Source organism: Nocardioides phosphati, assembly GCF_014646375.1.
GTDB classification, from domain to species: domain Bacteria; phylum Actinomycetota; class Actinomycetes; order Propionibacteriales; family Nocardioidaceae; genus Nocardioides; species Nocardioides phosphati.
This window is the reverse complement of sequence record NZ_BMNI01000005.1, coordinates 191,524-216,194: the sequence shown is the minus strand read 5'-3', so window position 1 is coordinate 216,194 and position 24,671 is coordinate 191,524. Positions and strand designations below refer to the sequence as shown.

Genomic DNA, 24,671 nt, shown 5'->3' with positions numbered 1-24,671 from the left:
CGTACTCTTTGCCGGTGCCTGAGGTCCCCCTTGATTTCCCCCGTGCCTTCGTCGAGTTCGTCAACCCGGCCGACGAGACCGAGATCTTCCGCTGCGACCTCACCTGGCTGACCTCCAGCTGGACCTGCATCTTCGGGTCCGGCTGCGCGGGCATCTACCAGCACTCCCCCGACATCGGCTGCTGCACGCTCGGCGCGCACTTCAGCGACAAGGACGACGAGGAGCGCGTCGCGGCGTACGTCGATCAGCTGACGCCGGAGTCGTGGCAGTTCCACCCCGGCCGCGCCGTGAAGCGCAAGGACTGGGTCGAGAAAGACGACGACGGCGAGCGCAAGACGAAGGCCCACGAGGTCGACGGCCAGTCGGCGTGCGTCTTCTCCAACCGCCCCGGCTTCTCCGGCGGCGCCGGCTGCGCGCTGCACTCGCTCGCCCTCGACAAGGGGATCAGCTACATCGAGACCAAGCCCGACGTCTGCTGGCAGCTGCCGATCCGGCGTACGTTCCGCGAGGTCGAGCGGATCGACGGCTCGGAGTACACCGAGGTCAGCATCGGCGAGTACGACCGGCGCGGCTGGGGCCCGGGCGGCCACGACCTCGACTGGTACTGCTCCGGCAACACCGAGGCCCACGTCGCCATGGAGCCGGTCTACGTCACCTCGGCTCCGGAGCTCACCGCGCTGATGGGCGAGCAGGGGTACGCCGAGCTGGTGCGGCACGCCGAGGCGCACGTCCGGTCGCGCTCCGCACTGGCGCTCCACCCGGCCGACCCGCGCTGATCTCACCGCCGCACAGGCGAGGGCGAAGTATCTCGATGTCAAGAGAGATCGACCCCCGTTTTCGTGTGTCCTGCATCTCGGGTTAACAATGCGGGCATGCGCCTGGACCACGTTTCGTACGCCGCAGGACCCGACGGCCTGAAGGCCACCGCAGAGCGCCTGGGCAAGCTGCTCGGCACCGAGATCGCGGACGGCGGTGTGCACCCGCGCTTCGGCACGTGCAACTACATCCTCCCGCTCGCCGGCGGCACCTACCTCGAGGTCGTGGGCGCCCTCGAGCACCCGGCATCCGACAAGGCCGTCTTCGGCCAGGCGGTCAAGGCCCGCACCGCCCTCGGCGGCGGCTGGCTCGGCTGGGTCGTCGCGGTCAACGACCTCGAGGGCACCGAGGCCCGGCTCGGTCGCGAAGCGAAGGACGGCTACCGCCACCGCCCCGACGGCCACGAGCTGATCTGGAAGCAGATCGGCATCAAGGAGCTCGACGCCGACCCGCAGCTCCCCTACTTCATCCACTGGCTCTCCCCCAGCGAGGACCACCCGTCCGCAGGCGCCTCGGGCGACTACGCGCTGGCGGCCCTCGAGATCGCCGGTGACCCCAACCGCGTCTCCGAGTGGCTCGGCGAGCCCGAGGACCACCCGCTCGACGACGTCGAGGTCCGCTGGGTCGCCCCCCACGGCACCCCCGGCATCGTCGCGGTCGAGTTCACCACCCCCAACGGGTGCGTCCGCATCTGACATGAGCCGCACGGCTCCGGGGGCGATCCCGTCCCCGAACATCTGGCACCACACGGCCACCTACGAGGTCGAGAACCACGCGGTCGACCCGTCGCGCGTCATCGAGCAGACGATGGAGGCGATCGCTCCGTGGGCCGGGCGCACGATGCTCGACCTGGGCTGCGGCACGGGCTTCCACCTGCCCCGGTGGGCTGCGACGGCCGCACGCGTGGTCGGGGTCGAGCCGCACGCCGACCTGCTCGCCGTCGCGGCCCGTCGCGTACGCCGCCTGGCCAACGTCACGCTGCTGCAGGGCACCGCGCAGGCGGTCCCGCTTCCGGACTCCTCCGTCGACGTCGTGCAGGCGCGGTGGGCCTACTTCTTCGGCCCCGGCTGCGAACCAGGACTGGCCGAGCTCGACCGCGTCATGCGCCGGGGCGGCACGGCGTTCGTGATCGACAACGACGCCAGCCGCTCGACGTTCGGCGGGTGGTTCCGGCGGGGCTATCCGACGGTGGACCCCGATGCCGTGTCGCGCTTCTGGGCCTCCCACGGCTGGACCCGCACGCCGGTCGACATCGCCTGGCGCTTCGACTCCCGCGCGGACCTCGAGGCGGTCGTGCGGATCGAGTTCAGCGCCGAGGTGGCCGACGAGGTGCTGCGGGAGTGGGGACCGGAGAAGGGGCTCGAGGTCGACTACGCGGTCAACCTCTGGTCGAAGCAGTTCTGAGGCAGGCCGTTGACCCCGGGCCGCGACCCGCGGTCGCGACCACGGTGCGTCAACTCAGGTGCACGGGCACCTGATTCGCCCCTTCGGAGGTCGTCCGCAGGTCGACACAGGGACCCGGGCACCTGAGTTGCCCGGGCCGTCAGCCCCCGCCGTCAGTCCCCGGCCGTCAGTCCCCGGCCGTCACCGCGGGTGGTTTCAGCGCAGGTCGGTGAGGTCGGCCGGGTCGACCTTCGTGCCGACCAGCTCGCGGATCCTGTCGTTGACGTCCCAGATGTTGACGTTCATGCCGGCCGTGACGACGCCGTCGCGCAGCCACCACGCGACGTACTCACCGCCGTCGACGTCACCGCGCAGGACCGCCTCGTCGTCGGGGGCGTTGCGGCCGACGTACTCCATCGAGAAGTCGAACTGGTCGGTGAAGAAGTACGGCTGCCAGTCGTAGCCGCCCTCGAGGCCGAGCATGGTGCGGCCGGCCAGCTTGCCCTGCCTGATCGCGTTGTCCCAGTGCTCGACGCGGAGGCGCTGGCCGAGCGCGGTGTTGTGGGCGTTGGCGACGTCGCCCGCAGCGAAGACGTGGGGGTCGGAGGTCTGCAGCCGCTCGTCGACGACGATGCCGCCGTCGACGTCGAGCCCGGCAGCCTCGGCCAGGCCGGACGTCGGGGTCGCGCCCACCGCGAGCAGCACGAGGTCGGCGGCGACCATGCCGTCAGCGGTGCGGACGCCGCCGTCGACGACCTCCTCGACCTGGACGCCGGTGCGGATCTCGACGCCGTTCTTCGCATGGATCGCGGCGACGTGGTCGGCCACGACCGGCCCGAGCAGGTGGCCGAGTGGACGACCGCCGGCCTCGAGCACGACGACCTCCATGCCGGCCTGGTGCGCGGTGGCGGCCACCTCGAGGCCGATCCAGCCCCCGCCGATGACCGCGAGACGCTTGCCCTCGGCCATCGCCGCCTTGAGGCGCTCGCTGTCGTCGATCGTGCGGAGGGTCAGCGCCTTCTCGATGCCGGGAATCTGGAGGGTGCGGGGGCTCGCGCCCGTGGCGACGAGCAGCCGGTCGTAGCCGAGGCTCTCGCCACTGTCGAGCACGACCACGCGCTCGTCGAGGCGGAGGTCGGTGGCGGCTTCACCCAGGCGAAGGGTGACGTCGTTGTCGCGGTACCACCCCGCGTCGTGGGGGAAGGCGGCGTCACGGTCGTCCTTGCCGGCCAGGTAGCCCTTCGACAGCGGCGGGCGCTCGTATGGCGCATGGGGCTCGCGACAGACCAGCGTCAGCCGGCCGGCGTACTCCTGGTCCCGGAGGGACTCGACGGCGTGGACGGCGGCCAGGCCGCCGCCCACGATGACGATGCTGCGCGGTTCGTCCATGCGCTCCATCCTGCTCCTCCGACGGCGACCACCCAAGGGGCGGAAGAGTGGTCGCCGTCGGAGGGCGTCAGAGGGTCAGGCGTAGACCGGAGCCGCAGCCGGCTTCCTGCCGAGGACGACGCCGAGCGCGGCCATGCCCGCGGCGAGCACGAGGTGGAGCCAGTTGTCGGCCGTGTTGAGGCCGACGAAGTTCGCGGCGCCGTGCTGGTCGATCAGCGCGCCGTAGACCGTGAGCACCGCGTAGACGACGGCGCCGCCGATGAGGAAGGCGCGGGCGCCGTTCCACGTCTTCGCGAGGGCGAGGCCGACCACGCCGAAGAGGAGGTGGACGACGTTGTGCAGCACCGAGACCTCGAAGAGGCCGAGGAGCTTCGCCTCGGAGTCGTGGCCGGCGAACTGGATGTCGCCGACGTGGCTGGTCAGGCCGGGGACGAAGCCGGCGACGCCGACGAGGAGGAAGACGACCGCCACGAGGGCGGCGGCGGGGCGGAGAGGATCGTGCGACTGCTTCATGGGAACTCCTGGAGACGAAGGGGCCGCTGCGGCCCCGATGCCTGTGCTTCGGAGCCGTCGCCGGATCGGATGGCGCCGCGTCTCCACGGGCGGCCGGGTGGCAGTCGGGTGGAGGCCGGGCGCCGACCGGGTGTCGGCCGGCTTCTGTCGGTGCGTTCGAATAGGGTTTCGAACATGGCAGCGAAGACGAAGGCACCCCGGTCGGAGTACAGGTGCGCCGAGTGCGGGTGGACCACGGCGAAGTGGGTCGGCAGGTGTGGCGAGTGCCAGGCGTGGGGCTCGGTCGCCGAGTCCGCCTCCGCTCCCGCCGGTCGCACGACGGCCGGCCCCGTGACCGCACCGGCAGTGCCCATCGGCCAGGTGCCGGTCGAGGAGTCGACCCAGCGGCTCAGTGGCGTGCCCGAGCTCGACCGCGTCCTCGGCGGCGGGCTCGTGCCGGGCGCGGCGATCCTGCTCGCCGGCGAGCCCGGGGTCGGCAAGTCGACGCTCCTCCTCGAGGTGGCCGCCCAGACGGCGCGCTCGGGGCGCCGCACGCTCTACGTCTCCGGCGAGGAGTCCGCCTCGCAGGTGCGCCTCCGCGCCGACCGCACCGGCGCCGTCGTCGACGAGCTCTACCTCGCCGCCGAGACCGACCTCGCTGCCCTGCTCGGCCACATCGAGGCGGTCAAGCCCGAGCTGCTCGTGGTCGACTCCGTCCAGACGATCAACGTCGCCGACCTCGACGGCGTCCCGGGCGGCGTCACCCAGGTCAAGGAGGTCGCGGCGGCGCTCGTGCGGGTCGCCAAGACCCGCAACATCACCACCGTCGTCGTCGGCCACGTCACCAAGGACGGCACCATCGCCGGCCCGCGTGTCCTCGAGCACGTCGTCGACGTGGTCCTCCACTTCGAGGGCGACCGCAACAGCCGCTTCCGCATGCTCCGCGCGATGAAGAACCGGTTCGGCCCCGTCGACGAGGTCGGCTGCTTCGACCTCGGCTCCGACGGCATCACCGCGGTCTCCGACCCCACCGGCCTCTTCGTGGAGAACCACTCGCAGCAGGTCGCGGGCACCTGCGTGGCCGTGACGATGGAGGGCCGCCGGCCGCTGCTGGCCGAGGTCCAGTCACTGGTGACGGTCGCACCGGGCGACAAGCCACGGCGTACGACGTCGGGGCTGGACTCCTCGCGCGTCGCGATGGTCCTCGCGGTGCTGGCGCAGCACGGCGGCCTCAAGCTCCACAACCACGACGTCTTCTGCTCGACCGTCGGCGGGGCCAAGCTGACCGACCCGTCGACCGACCTGGCGATCGCGATCAGCATCGCGTCGGCCCACTACTCACGCCCCGCCCCGACCGCCACGATCGCGATCGGCGAGCTCGGCCTGGCTGGCGAGCTGCGCAAGGTGCGCGACCTGCCGCAGCGGCTGGCGGAGGCCGCGCGCCTCGGCTTCAAGTACGCGCTCGTCCCCGTCGACCGGGCCAACGGCTCGGCGCCGGGCCGGGTGCGCATGGTCGACGGGATGAAGGTGATGGACGTGCCGGACATCGCCGCCGTGATGCGCCTGCTCGACCTGCAGGGCCGTGTCGTCCACGCCGCGGCCCCACCGGCAAATCACGAGGTCGGCTGACCGCTCCACCGCTACGATCAGCGCAGTTGTCGATACGTCAGACGGGAAGCAGCACGTGGCCGCCATCGAGCGTTCCGAAGAGACCGAGCGCCTCAGGGCCACGCTCGCATCCATCGCGCCCGGCACTCCCCTGCGTGATGCGCTCGAGCGCATCCTGCGCGGCCGCACCGGCGCGCTCGTCGTCCTCGGCTACGACAAGACCGTCGAGGGCATCGCGACGGGTGGCTTCCAGCTCGACGTGCCGTTCACCGCGACCGGCCTGCGCGAGCTGGCCAAGATGGACGGCGCGATCATCGTCGACGCGGAGCTGACCCGGATCCACAAGGCCGCGGTCCACCTCATGCCCGACCACACGATCCCCTCCGAGGAGACCGGCACCCGTCACCGCACGGCGGACCGCGTCGCCCGCCAGACCGGCTTCCCGGTCATCTCGGTGTCGCAGTCGATGCAGATCATCGCGGCGTACGTCGGGGAGACGCGCCACGTCCTCGAGGACTCCGGCCGGATCCTGACCCGCGCCAACCAGGCCCTGGCCACGCTCGAGCGCTACAAGATGCGCCTCGACGAGGTCTCCTCGACGCTGTCCGCGCTCGAGATCGAGGACCTCGTGACCGTGCGCGACGTCGCCGTCGTGGCCCAGCGCCTCGAGATGGTCACGCGCATCGCCCGCGAGATCGAGGACTACGTGCTCGAGCTCGGCACCGACGGCCGCCTGCTCACGCTCCAGCTCGAGGAGCTGATCACCGGCGTCGACGCCGAGCGTGAGCTGGTCATCCGTGACTACCTTCCCGGTGGCCGCAAGGCGAAGAGCCCGGAGGAGCTGCTGCTCCGCCTCGAGCACCTCGACGCCAGCGAGCTGGTCGACCCCGCCTCGGTCTCCCGGGCCCTGGGCCTCGGCGGCGCCGAGCACCTCGACGGCGCGGTCACCCCGCGTGGCTTCCGCCTGCTGGCGAAGGTCCCGCGGCTCCCCGCCGCCGTCGTCGACCGGCTGATCGACCACTTCGGCACGCTGCAGAAGCTCCTCGGCGCGAGCATCGACGACCTCCAGGCCGTCGAGGGCGTCGGCGAGCTCCGTGCCCGCAGCGTGCGCGAGGGGCTCTCCCGGCTGGCCGAGTCGAGCATCCTCGAGCGTTATGTCTGAGGCAGTGCGTCCCTAGGACGCACCCTGCAGCACGGGCCGCCGCACCGGGGCGCCCGAGCGTGCCACGTCGCCGCGGCGTACACCCGCGTCGATCTCGTCGATGATCGCCCGCAGCTGGTGCCTCCGGTCGGCCTCGACGACGGCGCCCATGGCGCGCTGCCGCGGCACGATCGTGGTCTGCTCGAAGGGCACGGTGGCGTCGTTCCAGATCGCCGTCTGCATCGCGCGCAGCAGCGTCCAGTAGGCGTCGTCCCAGGTGTGCGACGGGCCGGCGACGGCAGCGCGGTAGTGCTCCCACATGTCGATCGGCAGGATCTCGCGGACCAGTACGTCGAGCAGTCGCTGCGAGCCGTGCCGGCGCACCATCTCGAGCGTCATCAGCTTGGTCTGGCGGCGCTCCTCGAGGTTGCTGAGCTCCGCGCGCCGCTGGGTGGCGGAGGTCAGGTCGTGCCGCATCCGCCACTCGTAGACGACGTCGGTGAGCACGTCGAAACGCTCAGCTGCGAGGAACGCCTGGGTCAGCGCCGGCTGGTCCTGGTAGCGCGTGCGCTCGGGGAAGACGATGCCCGCGCGGTCCCAGAAGTCGCGACGGAAGATCTTGTTCCACACGAAGACGTCCGCGAGCATCAGCGGCGCCTCCTCGATGGTGCAGCGGAGCCGCTCGACCTCGTGGTTGCGCTGCATGAGCGGCGGCACGAACCACTCCGTGTCGCTCACCCGGGCCGCCTTGCCGACGACGAAGTCCGAGCCCGTACGCCGCAGGGTGCGCAGCATCCGGCTCCAGGCGTCCGCGGGCAGCGCGTCGTCGGAGTCGACGAAGGTCAGGTACGGCGCGGTGCAGTGTGCGACGCCCACGTTGCGCGCCGTGCTGACGCCGCTGCGCTCGGGCAGCTCGATCAGGCGGATGTGGCCGTACGCCGCGGCGTACCGCTCGGCGATGGCGGTCGAGCCGTCGGTGGAGGCGTCGTCGACCAGCACGATCTCGAGGTCGCCGACCGGCTGCCGGAGGATGGAGTCGAGGCACTCGGGAAGCCAGGCGGCCACGTTGTGGATCGGCACGACCACGCTGAGACGCGGCGTGGTGCGGCGGCGGAAGTCGATGCGCATGTCTCCATTGCGACGGCGCCCGGTGGCGCGACGACCACCGTTGAGGGAGACCTCGATGACGGCTTGATGAACGGTTGCTAGGTTCGCCGGATCTGGTCGGGCGCCGCCTTTTCGCGCACTTACCGTCGATGCCGTGAAGATCACCGTCATCGGCTGTGGCTACCTCGGCGCCACCCACGCCGCCTGTCTCGCCTCCCTCGGCTTCGAGGTGCTGGGCGTCGAGATCGACCCCGCCCGCCGCTCCGCGCTCGAGCGCGGCGTCCTCCCCTTCTTCGAGCCGGACCTCCCCGAGCTGCTCGTCGAGCAGGTCGAGTCCGGCCGCCTCCGGTTCACGGACGACATGGCCGAGGCCGCAGCGTTCGGCGACGTCCACTTCGTCTGCGTCGGCACGCCGCAGCGTGCCGACGGCATGGGCGCCGACCTCTCGTACGTCGAGGGCGCCGTCGCCGCGCTGGCGCCGTACCTCGACCGTCCCACCCTCGTGGTCGGCAAGTCGACCGTGCCCGTCGGCACCGCGGAGCGGCTGCAGGAGATCCTGCGCACCACCGCTCCAGCGGGCGAGGCGGTGGAGGTCGCGTGGAACCCGGAGTTCCTCCGCGAGGGCTTCGCGGTCAAGGACACGATCGAGCCCGACCGCCTGGTGCTCGGCGTCCTCTCCGAGCGGGCCGAGGCCCTGCTGCGCGAGGTCTACGCGCAGCCGATCGCGGGCGGCTGCCCGGTCATCGTCACGGACTTCCCCACCGCCGAGCTGGTCAAGGTCGCGGCCAACAGCTTCCTCGCCACGAAGATCTCGTTCATCAACGCGATGGCCGAGCTCTGCGACGTCACCGGCGCCGACGTGGTCACGCTCGCCGACGCGATCGGCTTCGACGCCCGGATCGGGCGCAGGTTCCTCAACGCCGGCGTCGGCTTCGGTGGCGGCTGCCTGCCGAAGGACATCCGGGCCTTCCGCGCCCGCGCCGAGGAACTCGGCGTCAAGGACGCCCTCCGCTTCCTCCACGAGATCGACCGGATCAACATCCGTCGCCGCAAGCGGGTCATCAAGATCGCCCGCGCCGAACTGGGTGGCCGCCTGCCCGGCAAGCGGGTCGCCGTCCTGGGCGCCGCGTTCAAGCCGAACAGCGACGACATTCGCGACAGCCCCGCGCTGGAGATCGCCGCCACCCTCCACGAGAAGGGCGTGCGTGTCGTCGTCCACGACCCCGAGGCGATCCCGCCGGCGCGCAAGAAGCACCCCGAGCTCGAGTACGCCGACACGATCGAGGCCGCCTGCGAGGGCGCCGACCTCGTGCTGCACCTCACCGAGTGGCTCGAGTACCGCTCCGTCGACCCGGTCGCACTCGGGGCCGTCGTGGCCGGCAAGCGCATGATCGACGGGCGCAACTGCCTCGACCTCGCGGCGTACGCCGACGCGGGGTGGACCGTACGCTCGCTCGGCCGCCCCACCGTGGGCTGAGCCTGCACCGGCTCAGGGCGCTCGGGAGCCGGCCGGGTCCAGGCTGGCCCGGGGCAGCGCTGGCACCGTCAGGGCTGGCGCGGGTCTCCGCCCTGCGTGCTGGCCTTGGTCGTGGTGCCGCTCGCGGTGGCGCTCGCCGTCGGCGTGGGGGTCGGCTTCGGCTTCGCGGTCTTGGTGACGACGACCTCGGGCGGCCCGGTCAGCTCGAACTGGGTGTCGGTCGGCTCGCCGCCGAGGGTCGCCGCGATCGCGTGGTACGACCCGATGCCCGCCCAGTCAGCAGCCCGCGAGCACGTGTCGTCGGCGCGGTGACCGTTCCAGACGAAGGTCACCCGGGCCGGCTTCACCGCGCGGACGACGAGGTCCGCGGTGGGCAGCACGTCGCACTGCTGGGTGGACCAGATGCTGTCGGCGCCGGAGGTGATCTTGACCGCGACGGACTGCGGCGAGAAGGCGAACGTGCACGCCTCCTCGGTGGTGCTGACCACCAGGGGCATCTCGACCCTGCCGTCGTTGGGGCGCTTGCCGCCGGACGGCGTGATCGTGACGTTCTCGGGGTCGCAGGGACCCGACGGCTCGGCGAGCGGGAGCCCCTTGCCGTTGCTCGGCGTGACGACGTCCGTGGGCGTGCCGGTGGGCGTCGCCGACGTCGAGGTCCGGCCGCCGACGAGCGCGGCCTTGCCGGCGTCGGCCTTCGGCTTCTCGGAGCCGTCGCTGCCGCCGGTGAGGAGCTTGCCGATGACGAGCACGAGGAGCAGCGCGACCCCGATCAGGATCCCGCGGCGGACCCAGTAGACGCGGGCGGGAAGCGGTCCGCGGGGTGCCATGCTCATGCCGAGAACGGTAACCAGCGGCCGGTCGTGAATCCGTGAGCCACGCGGGGCGCCCGCCCGTTGTGAGCAGCGCCCCACCGGCGCAGGGCTTGTCAGACACGCTCTAGGCTGGCTGCGCCATGAGTGACCTCCACCAGCCCGTGCTCAGGTGGTACGCCGAGCACCAGCGCGACCTGCCGTGGCGCCGTCCGGGCACCAGCGCGTGGTCGGTGATGGTCTCGGAGTTCATGCTGCAGCAGACGCCGGTGGTGCGGGTCCTCCCGGTCCACGAGGCCTGGCTCGAGCGGTGGCCCACGCCGACGGCGCTGGCCGACGAGCCGGCCGGCGAGGCGGTCCGGGCGTGGGGGCGGCTCGGCTACCCCCGCAGGGCGCTCCGGCTCCACGCAGCGGCCACGGTGATCCGCGATGCGCACGGCGGCATCGTGCCCGACACGTACGACGAGCTGCTCGCGCTGCCCGGCGTCGGCGACTACACCGCCGCCGCGATCGCCTCCTTCGCCTTCGGGCGCCGCCACGTCGTGCTCGACACCAACGTCCGGCGCGTGCTCGCCCGCACCCTCGCCGGCGCCGAGTTCCCTGCCCCGGCGGTCAACAAGGCCGAACGCGAGCTCGCCGGCTCGGTGCTCCCCGACGCCGACGAGGACGCCGCCGTCTGGGCGGTCGCGACCATGGAGCTCGGCGCCGTCGTCTGCACCGCCGCCCGCCCGGCCTGCGAACGGTGCCCCGTCGTCGACCTGTGCGCCTGGCACGCCGCTGGGCGACCGGCGTACGACGGACCGGCGCGGAAGGTGCAGGACTACGCCGGCACGGACCGGCAGTGCCGCGGGCGTCTCCTGGGCGTCGTCCGCGACGCCGACGGCGCGGTCCCCCGCGGCCGCCTCGAGGCCGAGTGGCACCTGGCCGAGCAGCGCGACCGGGCCCTCGCCGGCCTGCTCACCGACGGACTGCTGGTCGAGCCGGAGCCCGGCTACTACGCCCTCCCCTGAGGCCGGGAGCGACGACTCCTAGGCTTGGCAGCGCACAGCGCGCCGCGATCGACAGGAACGGTGATGGATCACCCCATGCAGAGCCCGTCGGCAGCCGAGGCACCGCCGGCGCCGGCAAGCCGGGCAGTCCGGCCCCGCAACGTCGGGATCGACCTGGTCCGGTGCCTCGCGCTGGCCGCGGTCGTCTGGGGCCACATGGACTTCTCGCTCAGGCCGTTCACCTTCTCCTGGCACGTCCCGGTCTTCTTCCTGCTCTCGGGCTACCTGTGGCGACAGCCGTCGACGGGGGTGGCGGGCGAGGTCGTGCGCCGCAGCCGCAGGGTGCTCGTCCCGTACGTCGCATGGCTCCCGATCGGCCTGCTCGCCACGTGGCTCGTGCTGAGGTACCGCGACCGCCCGGTCTCCATGCACGACCTGCTCCTCGACGGCCTCCACGGCGGAACGAGCCTGATCGGCATCACGGGCCCGTACTACTTCCTGACCGCCTTCGCGACGGCGGTGGCGGTCGTGCTGGTGACGGCCCGCTTCTCCTGGTGGCTGACGATCGGGGTCGGCGTCGCTGCCACGGTTGCCGCCACTCTCGACCCGGAGGAGCTGGCGGGCTGGCCGCTGTCCATCGGCCCCGGGCTCGTCGGGACGCTGCTGATCGCGGTGGGCTTCGGCGCGTGGAGGCTGAGCCGTCGCCTCCGCTGGCGCGGCGTGATCGGCGCCGCCCTCGCCACCCTCGGCCTGCTCGGAGCGAGCCAGCACCTCTACGACGTCGTCGACCTCAAGAAGGCCTACCTCGGCACTCCGGTCGTCTCCCTCTGCGTCGCGGTCGCGATCGGCATCGGCCTCACCTGGACGTGCGAGGTCGCGGCTCCGCTGCTGCCGCGGGCGGCACGCCGGGCCGTGACGGCGATCGCGGAGGTCTCCGTCCCGGTGCTGATGGCGCACATGCTGTTCGGGGTGCTCGCGCTCCTCGTGCACCCGGGGCTCGCACCCGCCGTGCGCGCAGTCGTCGCCTTCACCTGCGCGGTCGCGACCGGGCTCCTGATCCAGCGAACCCCGCTCCGCAAGATCCTGGTCTGAACGCACGACGGCCCCGCTCCCTCACGGGAACGGGGCCGTCGCAGCGCATCTCCCCGCCGTACGGCGGGGGCGGGGTCAGCCGGCGTCGGAGTCCGAAGCCGGAGCCTCGTTGGTCGTCTCCAGCGGCGGGACGTCCGGGACGGCCGAGACCTTCTGACCCTGGAAGGTGAAGGTCGCGGTCGGCCCCTCGCCCGTGGCGTCGACCAGGACGATCTGACCGGGGCCGATCTCGCCGAAGAGCATCTTCTCGGCGAGGACGTCCTCGATCTCGCGCTGGACCGTCCGGCGCAGCGGACGCGCGCCGAGCACCGGATCGAAGCCCCGCTTGGCGAGGAGCTCCTTCGCGGCCGTGGTCAGCTCCAGGGACATGTCGCGGTCCTTGAGGCGCTTCTCGACCGACGCGATCATGTTGTCGACCATCGCGATGATCTGCTCCTGCGTCAGCGGCGGGAACACGATGATCTCGTCGACACGGTTGAGGAACTCGGGGCGGAAGTGCTGCTTGAGCTCCTCCGAGACCTTCGCCTTCATCCGGTCGTAGGTGCCGGCGGTGTCGCTGCCCTGCTGGAAGCCGAGCGAGACGCCCTTGCTGATGTCACGCGAACCGAGGTTCGTGGTCATGATGATGACGGTGTTCTTGAAGTCGACCACGCGGCCCTGCGAGTCGGTCAGGCGACCTTCCTCGAGGATCTGCAGCAGCGAGTTGAAGATGTCCGGGTGGGCCTTCTCCACCTCGTCGAAGAGGACGACGGAGAACGGCTTGCGGCGCACCTTCTCGGTGAGCTGGCCGCCCTCTTCGTAGCCGACGTAGCCCGGAGGCGAGCCGAACAGGCGCGAGACCGTGTGCTTCTCGGAGAACTCCGACATGTCGAGCTGGATGAGCGCGTCCTCGTCGCCGAAGAGGAACTCGGCCAGCGTCTTCGACAGCCACGTCTTACCGACACCGGACGGACCGGCGAAGATGAACGAGCCGCCGGGGCGCTTGGGGTCCTTCAGGCCCGCACGCGTACGCCGGATGGCGCGGGAGAGTGCCTTGACGGCCTCCTCCTGCCCGATGACGCGCTTGTGCAGCTCGTCCTCCATCTTGAGCAGCCGGGTCGACTCCTCCTCGGAGAGCTTCACGATCGGGATGCCGGTCGCGACGGCGAGGACCTCGGCGATGAGCTCCTCGTCGACCTCGGCCACGACGTCCATGTCACCGGCGCGCCACTGCTTCTCGCGCTCGGCCTTGCGCCCGATGAGCTGCTTCTCCTCGTCGCGGAGGGCAGCGGCCGCCTCGAAGTCCTGGCCGTCGATCGCGGCCTCCTTGCGCTGGCGGACGTCGGCGATCTTCTCGTCGAACTCGCGGAGGTCCGGCGGGGCGGTCATGCGACGGATGCGCAGGCGCGAGCCCGCCTCGTCGATGAGGTCGATCGCCTTGTCCGGCAGGAAGCGGTCGGAGATGTAGCGGTCGGCGAGGGTCGCAGCAGAGACCAGCGCCTCGTCGGTGATCGTCACGCGGTGGTGCGCCTCGTAGCGGTCACGCAGGCCCTTGAGCATCTCGATCGTCTCGGCGATCGACGGCTCGGGCACCTGGATCGGCTGGAAGCGGCGCTCGAGCGCGGCGTCCTTCTCGAGGTGCTTGCGGTACTCGTCGAGGGTGGTCGCGCCGATCGTCTGGAGCTCACCACGCGCGAGCATGGGCTTCAGGATCGAGGCGGCGTCGATCGCGCCCTCAGCAGCTCCGGCACCGACGAGCGTGTGGATCTCGTCGATGAAGAGGATGATGTCGCCGCGGGTCTTGATCTCCTTGAGCACCTTCTTCAGGCGCTCCTCGAAGTCACCGCGGTAGCGCGAGCCGGCCACCAGCGCACCGAGGTCGAGCGTGTAGATGTGCTTGTCCTTGAGCGTCTCGGGGACGTTGCCCTTGACGATGTCCTGGGCCAGGCCCTCGACGACCGACGTCTTGCCCACGCCGGGCTCGCCGATCAGCACCGGGTTGTTCTTCGTGCGACGGCTGAGCACCTGCATGACGCGCTCGATCTGGACCTCACGACCGATGATCGGGTCGAGCTTGCCCTCGCGGGCAGCCTGCGTGAGGTTGCGGCCGAACTGGTCCAGGACCATCGAGGACGACGGCGCGTCGCCGGACTGGGTCGGGGCGCCCGCAGCGGCAGCCTCCTTGCCCTGGAAGCCGGAGAGCAGCTGGATGACCTGCTGGCGGACCCGGTTGAGGTCGGCGCCGAGCTTCTGCAGCACCTGGGCGGCGACGCCCTCCCCCTCGCGGATCAGGCCGAGCAGGATGTGCTCGGTGCCGATGTAGGAGTGGCCCAGCTGCAGCGCCTCGCGCAGCGAGAGCTCGAGGACCTTCTTGGCGCGCGGCGTGAACGGGATGTGCCCCGACGGCGCCTGCTGGCCCTGGCCGATGATCTCCTCGACCTGCGCGCGCACCGCCTCGAGCGAGATGTCGAGGGACTCCAGCGCCTTCGCGGCGACACCCTCGCCCTCGTGGATCAGGCCGAGCAGGATGTGCTCGGTGCCGATGTAGTTGTGGCTGAGCATGCGGGCCTCTTCCTGGGCCAGCACCACCACTCGGCGGGCACGGTCGGTAAACCGCTCGAACATCGCTCACACTCCCTTGATTCTGGCCTGCCGCCGCTCCCCCGCTGGATGCAGAGAAGAAGAACAGACGCCCGGACCAACGTCCGACTCCACCCTACGTGTTCCCCGCGGCAGCAGAACCGCGTACGCCGACAGCGAACACGCTGCAGGTTCACGCCGCCTCGGCGGTCTCCGGGAGCAGGTTCACGCCGCCTCGGCGGTCTCCGGGAGCAGGTTCACGCCGCCTCGGCGGTCTCCGGGAGCAGGTTCACGCCGCCTCGGCGGGTCAGTGAGCCGCGTCGTACGCCTGCTGCACCTCGCCGGGGACGCGGCCGCGGTCGCCCAGGTCGGGCCAGCCGTTGGCGCGTGCCCAGTCGCGGACGTCACGGGTGCCGCCGGCAGCACTGCTCTTCTTGGCAGCGCCACGACGGGCGCTCGCGACCTTGCGGGCGTGGCCGACGTACGGCGCGAGCGCCTCGCGCAGGCGGGCGGCGTTGGCCGAGGCCAGGTCGATCTCGTACGACGTGCCATCGAGCGCGAAGCTCACGGTCTCGTCGGCATCACCACCGTCGATGTCGTCGATCAGGACGATGGAAACCTTCTGCGCCATGATGGAAATTCACCTCAGTTTAGGAAATTGAATTCTTGTGAAACCGTAACGAATTCAATGTGCAAAAGATACGGGATATCCTTTGCATTCTGCCCCTACCGGGAAAGGGACGGGCCCCCTCGGGCCGCCGTCCACGAAATGCCTCCTGGAGCCTGCGCGACTAGGATCGGCGCCCATGACCGGGTCCCCTCTGCCGTCCGACGCGATCCTTCTCCACATCGGACCCCACAAGACGGGCACCACGGCTCTCCAAGGCGTCCTCGCGGACGCGCGGGAGGACATGGCCGCTCAGGGAGTGCTCTACCCCGGAGAGGGTGGCGCCCATCACCTCGCCGCACGCGCGGTGACCGCCAACCCGAGTGGCTGGAAGAACGACAACCAGGCCGCCGAGTCGTGGCGCTGGCACCGGCTCTGCAACCTCACGCGGGCCCACGAGGGGCGCGTCGTGATCAGCAGCGAGTTCTTCGCGCTGGCCAGCGAGGCCCAGCGCAAGCGGATCGTCGACGGGCTCGGCACCGGGCGGCTGCACGTCGTCATCGCCGCACGCAACCCCGGCTCCATCGCGCTCTCGACCTGGCAGCAGGTGCTGCGCGACGGCAAGACCGGCGGCCTCGACGGCTGGCTCCACCAGCAGTTCGAGCGCCCCGAGCCGACGCCGGTCCTCGGGCACCAGGGCTTCTGGTCCTGGGCCGACCCGGCCACGCTGGTGGCGAAGTGGAGTGCGCTGGTCGACCCGTCCCGCGTGCACGTCATCGTCCTCGACGAGACCGACCGGACCCACCTGCCGCGCAGCATCGAGGAGCTCCTCGACCTCGAGCCGGGCATGCTCACCCAACGCACGCCCCCGCTCAGCAACCGCAGCCTGACCGTGCCCGAGGCCGAGCTCTTGCAGCAGGCGATCCGGCGTACGCGCCCCGAGCTGACCTGGAGCGAGTTCTCGACGCTCTTCCGGTTCGGCTTCGCCAGCCACCTGCTGCGCAACCGCACTCCCCCGGCCGACGAGGCCCGCGCGGCCCTGCCGGCCTGGGCCTCCGAGCAGGCGCAGAGGGAGGCGGCTGAGATCGTGCGCCGCCTGACGACCTCCGGCGCCGACGTGATCGGCGACCCGCAGCACCTCGAGAAGGTCCCCGGCAGCGGTGTGTCGATCGCTCCCGAGACGCTCTCCACCGATCTGGCCGCCGACGCCATCGCCGGCGTCGTCCTCGTCGCCAGCCGCCGCCTCCGCGCGCTCACCGAGGAGCTCGAGGAGGAGCGGGCGCACCCGAACCTCGATTCGATCAGCACGCGGGAGCTGTCGCGCTACCTCGCGGCGCGGGTGAAGGCAGGGGCCGGACGTCGTCTCCGGGGGCCGAAGCAGTGAGCCGGAGCGACGCACCCCGCGGCATGCGCACCGACATCCAGGGCCTGCGAGCGATCGCGGTCGGCATGGTGGTCCTCTACCACCTGCGGCATTCGTTCATGCCCGGCGGCTTCGCGGGCGTCGATGTCTTCTTTGTGATCTCCGGCTTCCTGATCACGACCCACCTCGTGCAGCGAGTTCCGACGAGCAGCGGTGACCTCTTCGCCTTCTGGGGCCGCCGGATCCGTCGCCTCCTGCCCGCCTCCCTGGTCGTCCTCGCCGTCACGCTGGTCGCCGTCCGGCTGTTCGCACCCGCGACGCAGTGGACGACGAGCGCGCTCGACGCACGGGCCGCGGCGCTCTACGTCGTCAACTGGGCACTCGCTCGCCAGGCGGTCGACTACCTGGCCAAGGAGAACGACCCGACCGCGTTCCAGCACTTCTGGTCGCTCTCGGTCGAGGAGCAGTTCTACTTCTTCTGGCCGATCCTGATCGCGGTCGTGGCCCTGCTCGCCCGCCGCGCCCAGGTGCGGCAGCGGACGGCGCTCGTGGTGGCACTCGGCGCGGTGGCGGCGCTCTCCTTCGCCTACTCGGTGCAGCAGACCGCCTCCGACCCGTCAGCGGCGTACTTCGTCACCCCGACCCGCGTGTGGGAGCTCGCGGCGGGTGGCCTCCTCGCCCTCTGGACGACGCGGGCCGCGGCCGGCACGGCGCGGCCGGGTGGCGACGTGCTCCGCGCCGTCGGCAGCTGGGTCGGGCTCGGCCTGCTCGCCTTCACTGCTGCCGCCTACTCCGGCGCGACGCCCTTCCCGAGCTGGCAGGCGGGCGTCCCCGTCCTCGGCGCCGTCCTGCTCATCCTGACCGCTCCGGCCGCCGGTGACCGCGCGACCCCCGGCCCACTGCTGGCGCTGCGCCCGGTCCAGTGGCTGGGTGACGTCTCCTACTCGGTCTACCTCTGGCACTGGCCGCTCGTTGTCGTGGGCGGCTACGTCCTCGACCGCGAGTTCCGTCTCGCCGACCTGGCCGTGATCCTGGCGGCCACGCTGGTGCTCGCCTACCTCACCGAGCGTTACGTCGAGCGCCCGTTCCGCCACCCACGCGCGGCGTCGTTCCCACGCGCCACGTACGCCGCGGCAGCGGCCGCGATGGCAGTGGTCGTCGGCCTGGCCACGATGCAGGTCTCGGCTGCGGCGAACGCTGACGAGGCGGCGCGCAACGACCTCCAGCAGGCGATCGCCCAGGGCGGGCCGTGCTTCGGTGCGGCGGCGCTTGATGACGACGCCGACTGCCAGGCAGTCCCCTTCGACGAAGTCGTGCCGGCGCCTGCGCTGGCCGCGACCGACAAGTCAGCGGCCTACCGCGAGGTCGGCGGCAAGGACTGCTGGTCCTACACGCCGACGTTCCCGAGCAGGCGCTGCGGCTTCGGCCCGCGCCCGGACGATGCCGAGCGGAGCATCGCACTGGTGGGCAACTCCCACGCCGGGCACTGGCTGCCCGCGCTGCAGCCGCTGGCCCGGGAGCACAACTGGCACGTCGACACCTTCCTCGCCTCGCAGTGCGCCCTCTCCGACGTGCTGCAGAAGTTTGAGACCCGCGCTCACGCCGGGGCCTGCCGCGACTGGGTCGACCGCACCGTCGAGGCGGTCATCGACCGCGACGTCGACCTGGTCGTGATGTCCAACCGCGTCTCCGTCGGTGCCCTCGACCACACCTTCGCCGAGTCCCTGCCGCTGTACGCCGCGGGCTACCGGACCGTGCTCGAGCGGTTCCGCGCCGCCGGGATCCCGGTGCTCGTCCTGCGCGACACGCCCGCTCCGCGCGACCTCGTCCCGACCTGCATCGCGGAGAACGAGGACGACTACGCCGCGTGTGACGGCACACGGGCCCGCTGGCTCCCGGCCGATCCGGTCACGGACGCGGTCGCGGGGCTTCCCGACGGCGGGTCCCCGGTCGAGCTCGTCGACCTCACCGACCACATCTGCGAGGCCGACGTCTGTCACGCGGTCACGGGCGGAGTCGTGACCTATTTCGACGGTTCGCACCTGACTGCGACCTTTGCCCACACCCTCGCGCCCTACCTCGACCCCCTGCTGGTCCGCCTCCTCCGGTGAGCCGCACGAAGGCGCACGGAGACGGTCGGTGATGATGGCTGTCCAGCTCGTCCAGCCCCACTCGATGAACGCGGAAGGAAATCCGGATGTCTGAGACCAAGCGGCCACGGTTCTCGATCGTGAGCGCGGTCTACAACGTCGCGCCGTACCTCGAGGAGTTCTTCGACTCCCTCGACGCGCAGGTCCGGAGCCTCGACGACGTCGAGATCATCCTCGTCGACGATGGCGCGACGGACGAGACACCCGCCCTGCTCGACGCCTGGGCGCAGGGCCGGGCCAACGTCCGCGTCATCCACCAGGAGAACGGCGGCCAGGGCGCTGCCCGCAATGCCGGCATCGCGCTGGCGACGGGTGAGTGGATCACGTTCCCCGACCCCGACGATGTCCTCGAGCCGCAGTACCTCGCGGTGGTCGACCAGTCACTGGCGGAGCACCCCGAGGCCGACATGATCGCCACCCACCGGATCATGTGGGAGGAGGCCAAGGGGACGATCCGCAACACGCATCCCCTCCGGTCGATGTTCGTCGGCAGCCCCTACGTCAACCTCGCCACGACCCCCGAGCGGTTCCACGGCAGCTCGCCGGCGACCTTCTTCCGGCTCGACCGGATCCGCGAGCTCGACCTCGCCTTCGACCATCGCGTGCGACCGAACTTCGAGGACGGCCACTTCAACTGCCGCTACCTCCTGAGCTTCCCCGAGCCGAAGGTCGCCTTCCTCGAGAACGCCCGTTACCGCTACCGCAAGCGCAGCGCCGGCGGCTCGACCCTGCAGACCTCGCGGCAGCACCCCGGCCGCTACACCGATGTCCCGGAGCACGGCTACCTCGACGTGCTGCGCCGCGCGAAGGACACGTACGGCGAGGTGCCCGGCTGGCTGGCCAGCTTCGTGCTCTACGAGCTCCACTGGTACTTCAAGTTCCCCGACGCCAGCAACCCCGCCAACATCCCCACCGAGGGCCCCGTCGCGGACCGGTTCCACGAGCTCGCCGCCGAGATCCTCGGCCTCCTCGACACCCCGGAGGCGATCCGCTACAGCCCGCCGTCCGTGCCGGTGCTGCCCCGGGTCGTCATGGCCCGCGGCTACGGCGCCGACTGGCACGACCCGTCGGTCACCCTGGGCCCGCTCGACCTCGAGCAGGACCTCGTCCGTGCCCGGTACTTCTTCACCGGCGATGCTCCGCGGGAGGTGTGGACCGGCAACGGCGAACTGCTGACGCCGCGCCATGGCAAGACCCGCTCGATGGCCTGGTACGGCCGCACCCTCCTCCACGAGCGGATCGTGTGGCTTCCGGCGGACCGCACACTTCGGCTCACGCTCAACGGCGCCGATGTCGACATCGTCTACGAACGTCCGGCCGATGCTGTGCGCGTCGCCCCGGCGGGTCAGATCAAGTGGTGGCTCGACCCCGGCTCGAGCAAGAACCTCGTCATCGACCACCGCCAGGCTCCGGCGAAGTCGCGGCGAGTCGTCCTTGCGCGCAAGCTGTATGCGCTCGGTCGCCGCCAGCGCTACAACGGCGCCTGGGTCTTCATCGACCGCGTCCACGACGCCAACGACAGCGCGGAGATCCTCTTCCGCCACGTCCGCAGCCACCACCCGGAGATCAACGCGTGGTTCGTGCTCGAGAAGGACACCCCGGAGTGGGCGCGCTTCAAGGCCGAGGGTCACGGCGACCGGCTGGTCGCCTACGGGTCCACGGAGTGGCTGCTGCTCATGGCTCGCGCCAAGCACCTGCTCTCCTCCCACGCGGATGCGGCGATCACCAAGCCCGGTCAGGTCACCCAGGTGGCAGAGCCCTCGTGGCGCTTCCACTTCCTGCAGCACGGCGTCATCAAGGACGACCTCTCCAGCTGGCTGAATCCGAAGCGGATCGACACCTTTGTGACCAGCACGCCGGCCGAGACCGCCTCCATCGCGGGAGACGGCACGTCGTACGTCTTCACCACGCGCGAGGTCGCCGAGACCGGCCTCCCCCGCTTCGACCGACTCCGCGAGACCGGCCTGCGCTTCCCTGCCGACAAGCGCGACCTGCTGCTCGTCGCGCCGACCTGGCGCAACGGTCTGCTGCCGCCGATCACCCCGGGCACCCAGCGTCGCGAGCTCGACCCGACGGTCCTCGACTCCGAGTTCATCCAGTCGTGGCTCGCCGTCATCCGCGACGAGGAGATCGCCCGGGCCTGCAAGGCCGCGGGAGTCCGCCTGGGCTTCCTCCCCCACCCGAACCTCCAGCCCCTCATGCCGATCATCGCGCTGCCTGAGCACGTGGTCCCGCTGACCTACGAGGGCGAGGACGTGCAGGAGCTCTTCGCTCGGGCCCGGGCACTGGTCACCGACTTCTCCTCGGTCGCCTTCAACGCGGCGTACATGGAGCGGCCGGTCGTCTACTACCAGTTCGACGAGGACGTCGTCCTCGGCGGTGGACACGTCGGCCGCAAGGGCTACTTCGACTACCGGCGCGACGGGTTCGGCCCGGTGACGCTCGACCACGCGAGCGCCGTCGCAGCGATCGTCGACGTGCTCGCCTCACCGGAGCCCGCGCCGGAGTTCCAGGCCCGCATCGACGCGACCTTCGTCGCGCGTGACGGCCAGTGCAGCGAGCGGGTGGTCCAGCGGGTCCTGGAGATGAGCCGCTCCCAGGCTGCGGCCACCCCCGTCCCGACCCCGTCCGCGGGCACGCCGTCATGAGCGAGGTCGCCACGCTCGCCGTCTTCGGCAGCTGCATCAGCCGCGACAACTTCAACTCGCGGTTCAACCCGGAGTGGCGCCGGTGGTACGCCATCGGGCCGACCGCGAACCAGAGCACGATGATCGCCCTCATGGCGCCTCCGGTCGAGGCGGCGTGGGCACCCATCGGCGACATGACCGACTATGACCGGTGGAACGTCGGAGCCGACCTCACGAGGTCACCGCTCACCGAGCTCGCCGAGGCGCAGCCGGACTACCTCGTCCTCGACTTCTTCGGCGACGTCCACTTCGGCACGCTCACGCTCCCCGACGGCGGTGTCGTGACCGACAACCGCTGGAAGCTCCACCGGACCGACCTGTACGCCGCCCTCACTCCCGAGCAGCGCGCCGAGACGCTCCGCTGGCAGGACGACGAGGAGGCGTACGTCGCGGCCTGGACCGCAGCGCTCGATCGCTTCGTGGCATACCTCGCCGAGCACACCCCGCAGACCCGGGTGATCGTCCACCACGGCTTCGATGTCGAGCAGGTCGCGCCGGCGGAGGGATTCCCCAACGCGCGCGACGGCCAGAAGGCGATCCAGCGCGCCAACGCGATGTGGCGCCGGCTCAACACCCTGGCGGCCGAGCGCCCCGGTTGGCGCGCGATCGACCTGCGCGACGAGTGGTACCCCACCGCGGAGGACCACCCCTGGGGACCCTCACCGGTCCACTATCAGCTCGACTACTACCCGCGCTTCCTCGCCGAGCTCCACCGCCTGGTCCTGGGCGACGTCCACCCCGAGCTCCGCGATGACCTGGACGCGATCGCCGCAGCCGCGCACGAGCGTGTCGTGGCTGAGGTCGAGCACTGGCGCGGACTGCTGCGCTGGCTCCGCGACGACAAGCCCCGCCTCGGGCGCCGCAACCCCCTGCAGCGCCGCCGGCTCACAACGGCCCTGGAGCGCCCCGACACCGCGGCTGGCCGCGACCACGAGCTGGCCGAGCGGCTCCTTCCCCTCCTCGACGGCGACGCGCGCGAGCGCGTCGCCGCGATCGGTCGCAGCGCCGACGACCACATCGCCTGGATCCGCGATCGCTGGCTGCCGCGCATCGAGCGCACGGCCGCGCGCGGCTGAGCCCGCCTTCGAGCCCTCAGGCCCGGCTGAGCGCGACCGGGACCCCGGGCTCGTCGCGCCACGGGTGGAGGTAGACGCCGTCCTCCGTGGGCACGCCCGGCCCGTCGATCAGATCGATCAGGCGCGCGAGGTCGTCACGGCGGTCCTCGCCCACGAGCCAGCCCATGAGCCGCTGCCCCGGCGGCACCGCGGTCTCCTCGAACGGGACGGTCGTGTCGTTCCACAGGGCACGTACGCCGGCGCGGAGCTCGCGCCAGTACGTCTCGGGCTCCTCCGTGGTCGGCCGGACCGCGGCGCGGAAGTGCTCCCACATGTCGATCGGCAGCACCTGGCGGTAGAGCGTGTCGATGAGCTCCGGGTTGCCGTGGGCGAGCACGCGCTCGAGCGTGGCCTGCTTGGTCGCGACCCGGTCGCGGAGGTTCTTCAGGCGGCCACGACGGTTGGTGTCCGAGGAGCCCTCGCCCCGGACGTACCAGTCGTAGACGACCGGCGTCAGCACGTCGAAGCGGCTGCCGGCGAGGTAGGCCTCGGCCGAGAAGACGTTGTCCTCGTAGCTCGTGTCCGGCGGGAAGGAGAGCCCGGCGCGGTGCCAGAACTCGGTGCGGAACATCTTGTTGCACGGGAAGACGTCGGCGATGAGCAACGGAGCGTCGTCGATGGTGATGCCGAGACGCTCGACCGCGTGGTTGCGGTGCAGCAACGGCGGACGGACCCGGCGGCCGTCCTCGAGCACGCGCTCCATCATCCCGATCGCGAAGTCGGAGCCGGTCTTCGCCAGTGACCGCAGCATCGGCGTCCAGGCATCGGCCGGGAGGAAGTCGTCGGGGTCGACGAACGTGACCAGCTCGCCGGTCACGTGAGCCATCGCTGCGTTGCGGGCACGCGAGACGCCGCCGTTCTGCTGGTGCAGCACGGTGACCTGCGGGTGCTCCGCGGCGTACGCGTCGGCGATCTCGCCGGTGCGGTCGGTCGAGCCGTCGTCGACGACCACGACCTGCAGGTCCCGGACCGGCTGCGCGAGGATCGAGTCCAGGCTGCGCACGAGGCTTGCCGCTGCGCCGAACGCCGGAACCACGACGCTGACGCTCTGCTCGGGGCGGCGGCGCCAGGGCAGGGGTGGAGTCATCGCGCCAGCATAGGGTCGGCCCTCACGCGTTGCGGGCGTAGACGAGGGCAAGTCCCTCGAGTGTCAGGAACGGCCGGCGGTCGGTGAAGCACGCGACCTCGTCCTGCACGAGCGGGGCCAGGTGGCCGGTGGCGACGACGTTGAGCTCCGCCGCCGCGACCGCCAGCTCACGTGCCATCCGGGCGACCATGCCCTCGACCTGCGCGGCGAAGCCGAAGAGCATGCCGGACTGGAGCGCCTCGACGGTGTTCTTCGCGATCACCGACCGCGGCCGGAGCAGCTCGACCTTGCGCAGCTGCGCGCCGCGGCGGCCCAGGGCCTCCAGCGAGATCTCGATGCCCGGGGCGATCGCGCCGCCGACGTACTGGCCGGCTGCCGTGACGACGTCGTACGTCGTGGCGGTGCCGAAGTCGACGACGATCGTGGGGCCGTCGTAGTGGTGGGCGGCGGCGAGGGCGTTGAGGATGCGGTCGGCACCGACCTCGCGCGGGTTGTCCATCATCACGGGTACGCCGGTGCGGACGCCCGGCTCGACGACCACGCTCTTCACGCCCGGGAAGTGCGCCGCGAGCATGTCGCGCCACTCGTGGAGGACCGCCGGGACGGTCGAGCAGACGGCGATGCCGTCGACGGCCTCCACGTCGCCACCGAGCAGCCCGCGGACCAGCACCGCCCACTCGTCGGCCGTGCGCCGCTCGTCGGTGGAGACCCGCCAGTGCGCCAGCACCTCGCCCTCACGCATCAGCGCCAGGTCGGTGGTCGAGTTGCCGATGTCGGCCGCGAGCAGGCTCATCGCAAGA

Annotated in this window: 20 protein-coding genes; 12 read left to right on the top strand and 8 right to left on the bottom strand. The window is 71.3% G+C overall.

Translation table 11 applies throughout. The features are described from left to right. The first annotated feature begins 14 nt into the window (after positions 1 to 14). The 3 genes from IEX47_RS12010 to IEX47_RS12000 all read left to right on the top strand — a co-directional run bounded on the left by IEX47_RS12010 (position 15) and on the right by IEX47_RS12000 (position 2,220). Positions 15 to 776: a DUF3109 family protein gene (locus tag IEX47_RS12010; protein WP_188784234.1), complete on the top strand. Its 762-nt coding sequence runs from the start codon at positions 15 to 17 to the stop codon at positions 774 to 776. 96 nt (positions 777 to 872) lie between these two features. Next, the gene (locus IEX47_RS12005; RefSeq protein ID WP_188784233.1) at positions 873 to 1,511 is read left to right on the top strand and encodes a VOC family protein; all 639 of its coding nucleotides are present in this window, start codon (positions 873 to 875) and stop codon (positions 1,509 to 1,511) included. Position 1,512: 1 nt separating this feature from the next. Continuing rightward, on the top strand, positions 1,513 to 2,220 hold the full coding sequence (locus IEX47_RS12000; protein WP_188784232.1) for a class I SAM-dependent methyltransferase: 708 nt from the start codon (positions 1,513 to 1,515) through the stop codon (positions 2,218 to 2,220). A 195-nt stretch (positions 2,221 to 2,415) separates the two neighbouring features. Here IEX47_RS12000 and IEX47_RS11995 read toward each other — a convergent pair whose 3' ends face one another. Further along, positions 2,416 to 3,588 (bottom strand): NAD(P)/FAD-dependent oxidoreductase, encoded by a 1,173-nt coding sequence (locus IEX47_RS11995; RefSeq protein ID WP_188784231.1) that lies wholly within the window; start codon positions 3,586 to 3,588, stop codon positions 2,416 to 2,418. Between the two features lie 75 nt (positions 3,589 to 3,663). Further along, a complete protein-coding gene (locus tag IEX47_RS11990) occupies positions 3,664 to 4,101 on the bottom strand; it encodes a DUF4383 domain-containing protein (protein ID WP_188784230.1) in 438 nt (145 codons plus the stop codon). 174 nt (positions 4,102 to 4,275) lie between these two features. On the opposite strand from IEX47_RS11990, the gene radA reads away from it, so the two are divergent. Together radA and disA are read left to right on the top strand one after the other, a co-directional pair. Beyond that, positions 4,276 to 5,709, top strand: coding sequence for a DNA repair protein RadA (gene radA, locus IEX47_RS11985; RefSeq protein ID WP_188784229.1), 1,434 nt, complete (start codon positions 4,276 to 4,278; stop codon positions 5,707 to 5,709). A gap of 55 nt (positions 5,710 to 5,764) precedes the next feature. Beyond that, on the top strand, positions 5,765 to 6,850 hold the full coding sequence (disA, locus tag IEX47_RS11980) for a DNA integrity scanning diadenylate cyclase DisA (RefSeq protein WP_188784228.1): 1,086 nt from the start codon (positions 5,765 to 5,767) through the stop codon (positions 6,848 to 6,850). A 12-nt stretch (positions 6,851 to 6,862) separates the two neighbouring features. Here the strand turns inward: disA and IEX47_RS11975 are convergent, their stop codons facing one another. Continuing rightward, complete coding sequence (locus IEX47_RS11975) at positions 6,863 to 7,957, bottom strand: glycosyltransferase family 2 protein (protein ID WP_188784227.1); 1,095 nt, start codon at positions 7,955 to 7,957, stop codon at positions 6,863 to 6,865. Between the two features lie 133 nt (positions 7,958 to 8,090). On the opposite strand from IEX47_RS11975, the gene IEX47_RS11970 reads away from it, so the two are divergent. Further along, entirely contained in the window at positions 8,091 to 9,413 is a 1,323-nt protein-coding gene (locus IEX47_RS11970; RefSeq protein ID WP_188784226.1) for a UDP-glucose dehydrogenase family protein, read from the top strand. 68 nt (positions 9,414 to 9,481) lie between these two features. Here IEX47_RS11970 and IEX47_RS11965 read toward each other — a convergent pair whose 3' ends face one another. Continuing rightward, positions 9,482 to 10,246 (bottom strand): hypothetical protein, encoded by a 765-nt coding sequence (locus IEX47_RS11965; RefSeq protein ID WP_188784225.1) that lies wholly within the window; start codon positions 10,244 to 10,246, stop codon positions 9,482 to 9,484. 119 nt (positions 10,247 to 10,365) lie between these two features. Here IEX47_RS11965 and IEX47_RS11960 point away from each other — a divergent pair, with 119 nt between their 5' ends. Continuing rightward, positions 10,366 to 11,232, top strand: a complete 867-nt coding sequence (locus IEX47_RS11960) for an HhH-GPD family protein (RefSeq protein WP_188784224.1) — start codon at positions 10,366 to 10,368, stop codon at positions 11,230 to 11,232. A 75-nt stretch (positions 11,233 to 11,307) separates the two neighbouring features. Continuing rightward, positions 11,308 to 12,303: an acyltransferase family protein gene (locus IEX47_RS11955; protein ID WP_188784223.1), complete on the top strand. Its 996-nt coding sequence runs from the start codon at positions 11,308 to 11,310 to the stop codon at positions 12,301 to 12,303. A 75-nt stretch (positions 12,304 to 12,378) separates the two neighbouring features. Here the strand turns inward: IEX47_RS11955 and IEX47_RS11950 are convergent, their stop codons facing one another. Both IEX47_RS11950 and IEX47_RS11945 read right to left on the bottom strand, forming a co-directional pair. After that, complete coding sequence (locus IEX47_RS11950; protein WP_188784222.1) at positions 12,379 to 14,907, bottom strand: ATP-dependent Clp protease ATP-binding subunit; 2,529 nt, start codon at positions 14,905 to 14,907, stop codon at positions 12,379 to 12,381. A 262-nt stretch (positions 14,908 to 15,169) separates the two neighbouring features. Beyond that, positions 15,170 to 15,493 (bottom strand): histone-like nucleoid-structuring protein Lsr2, encoded by a 324-nt coding sequence (locus IEX47_RS11945; RefSeq protein WP_188784221.1) that lies wholly within the window; start codon positions 15,491 to 15,493, stop codon positions 15,170 to 15,172. Between the two features lie 175 nt (positions 15,494 to 15,668). Between IEX47_RS11945 and IEX47_RS11940 the strand changes: the two genes are divergently transcribed. From IEX47_RS11940 to IEX47_RS11925, 4 genes are all read left to right on the top strand, one after another. Further along, on the top strand, positions 15,669 to 16,853 hold the full coding sequence (locus IEX47_RS11940; RefSeq protein WP_188784220.1) for a hypothetical protein: 1,185 nt from the start codon (positions 15,669 to 15,671) through the stop codon (positions 16,851 to 16,853). Positions 16,854 to 16,876: 23 nt separating this feature from the next. Continuing rightward, on the top strand, positions 16,877 to 18,943 hold the full coding sequence (locus IEX47_RS11935; RefSeq protein WP_188784219.1) for an acyltransferase family protein: 2,067 nt from the start codon (positions 16,877 to 16,879) through the stop codon (positions 18,941 to 18,943). An 86-nt stretch (positions 18,944 to 19,029) separates the two neighbouring features. Beyond that, entirely contained in the window at positions 19,030 to 21,630 is a 2,601-nt protein-coding gene (locus IEX47_RS11930) for a bifunctional glycosyltransferase/CDP-glycerol:glycerophosphate glycerophosphotransferase (RefSeq protein ID WP_188784218.1), read from the top strand. Continuing rightward, a complete protein-coding gene (locus IEX47_RS11925; RefSeq protein WP_107700855.1) occupies positions 21,627 to 22,745 on the top strand; it encodes a DUF6270 domain-containing protein in 1,119 nt (372 codons plus the stop codon). Before IEX47_RS11930 ends, IEX47_RS11925 begins: the two co-directional genes overlap by 4 nt. 16 nt (positions 22,746 to 22,761) lie before the next feature. Here IEX47_RS11925 and IEX47_RS11920 read toward each other — a convergent pair whose 3' ends face one another. Continuing rightward, complete coding sequence (locus IEX47_RS11920; protein WP_107700856.1) at positions 22,762 to 23,871, bottom strand: glycosyltransferase family 2 protein; 1,110 nt, start codon at positions 23,869 to 23,871, stop codon at positions 22,762 to 22,764. A 22-nt stretch (positions 23,872 to 23,893) separates the two neighbouring features. Beyond that, the gene (locus IEX47_RS11915) at positions 23,894 to 24,664 is read right to left on the bottom strand and encodes a type III pantothenate kinase (protein WP_188784217.1); all 771 of its coding nucleotides are present in this window, start codon (positions 24,662 to 24,664) and stop codon (positions 23,894 to 23,896) included. Positions 24,665 to 24,671 lie beyond the last annotated feature (7 nt).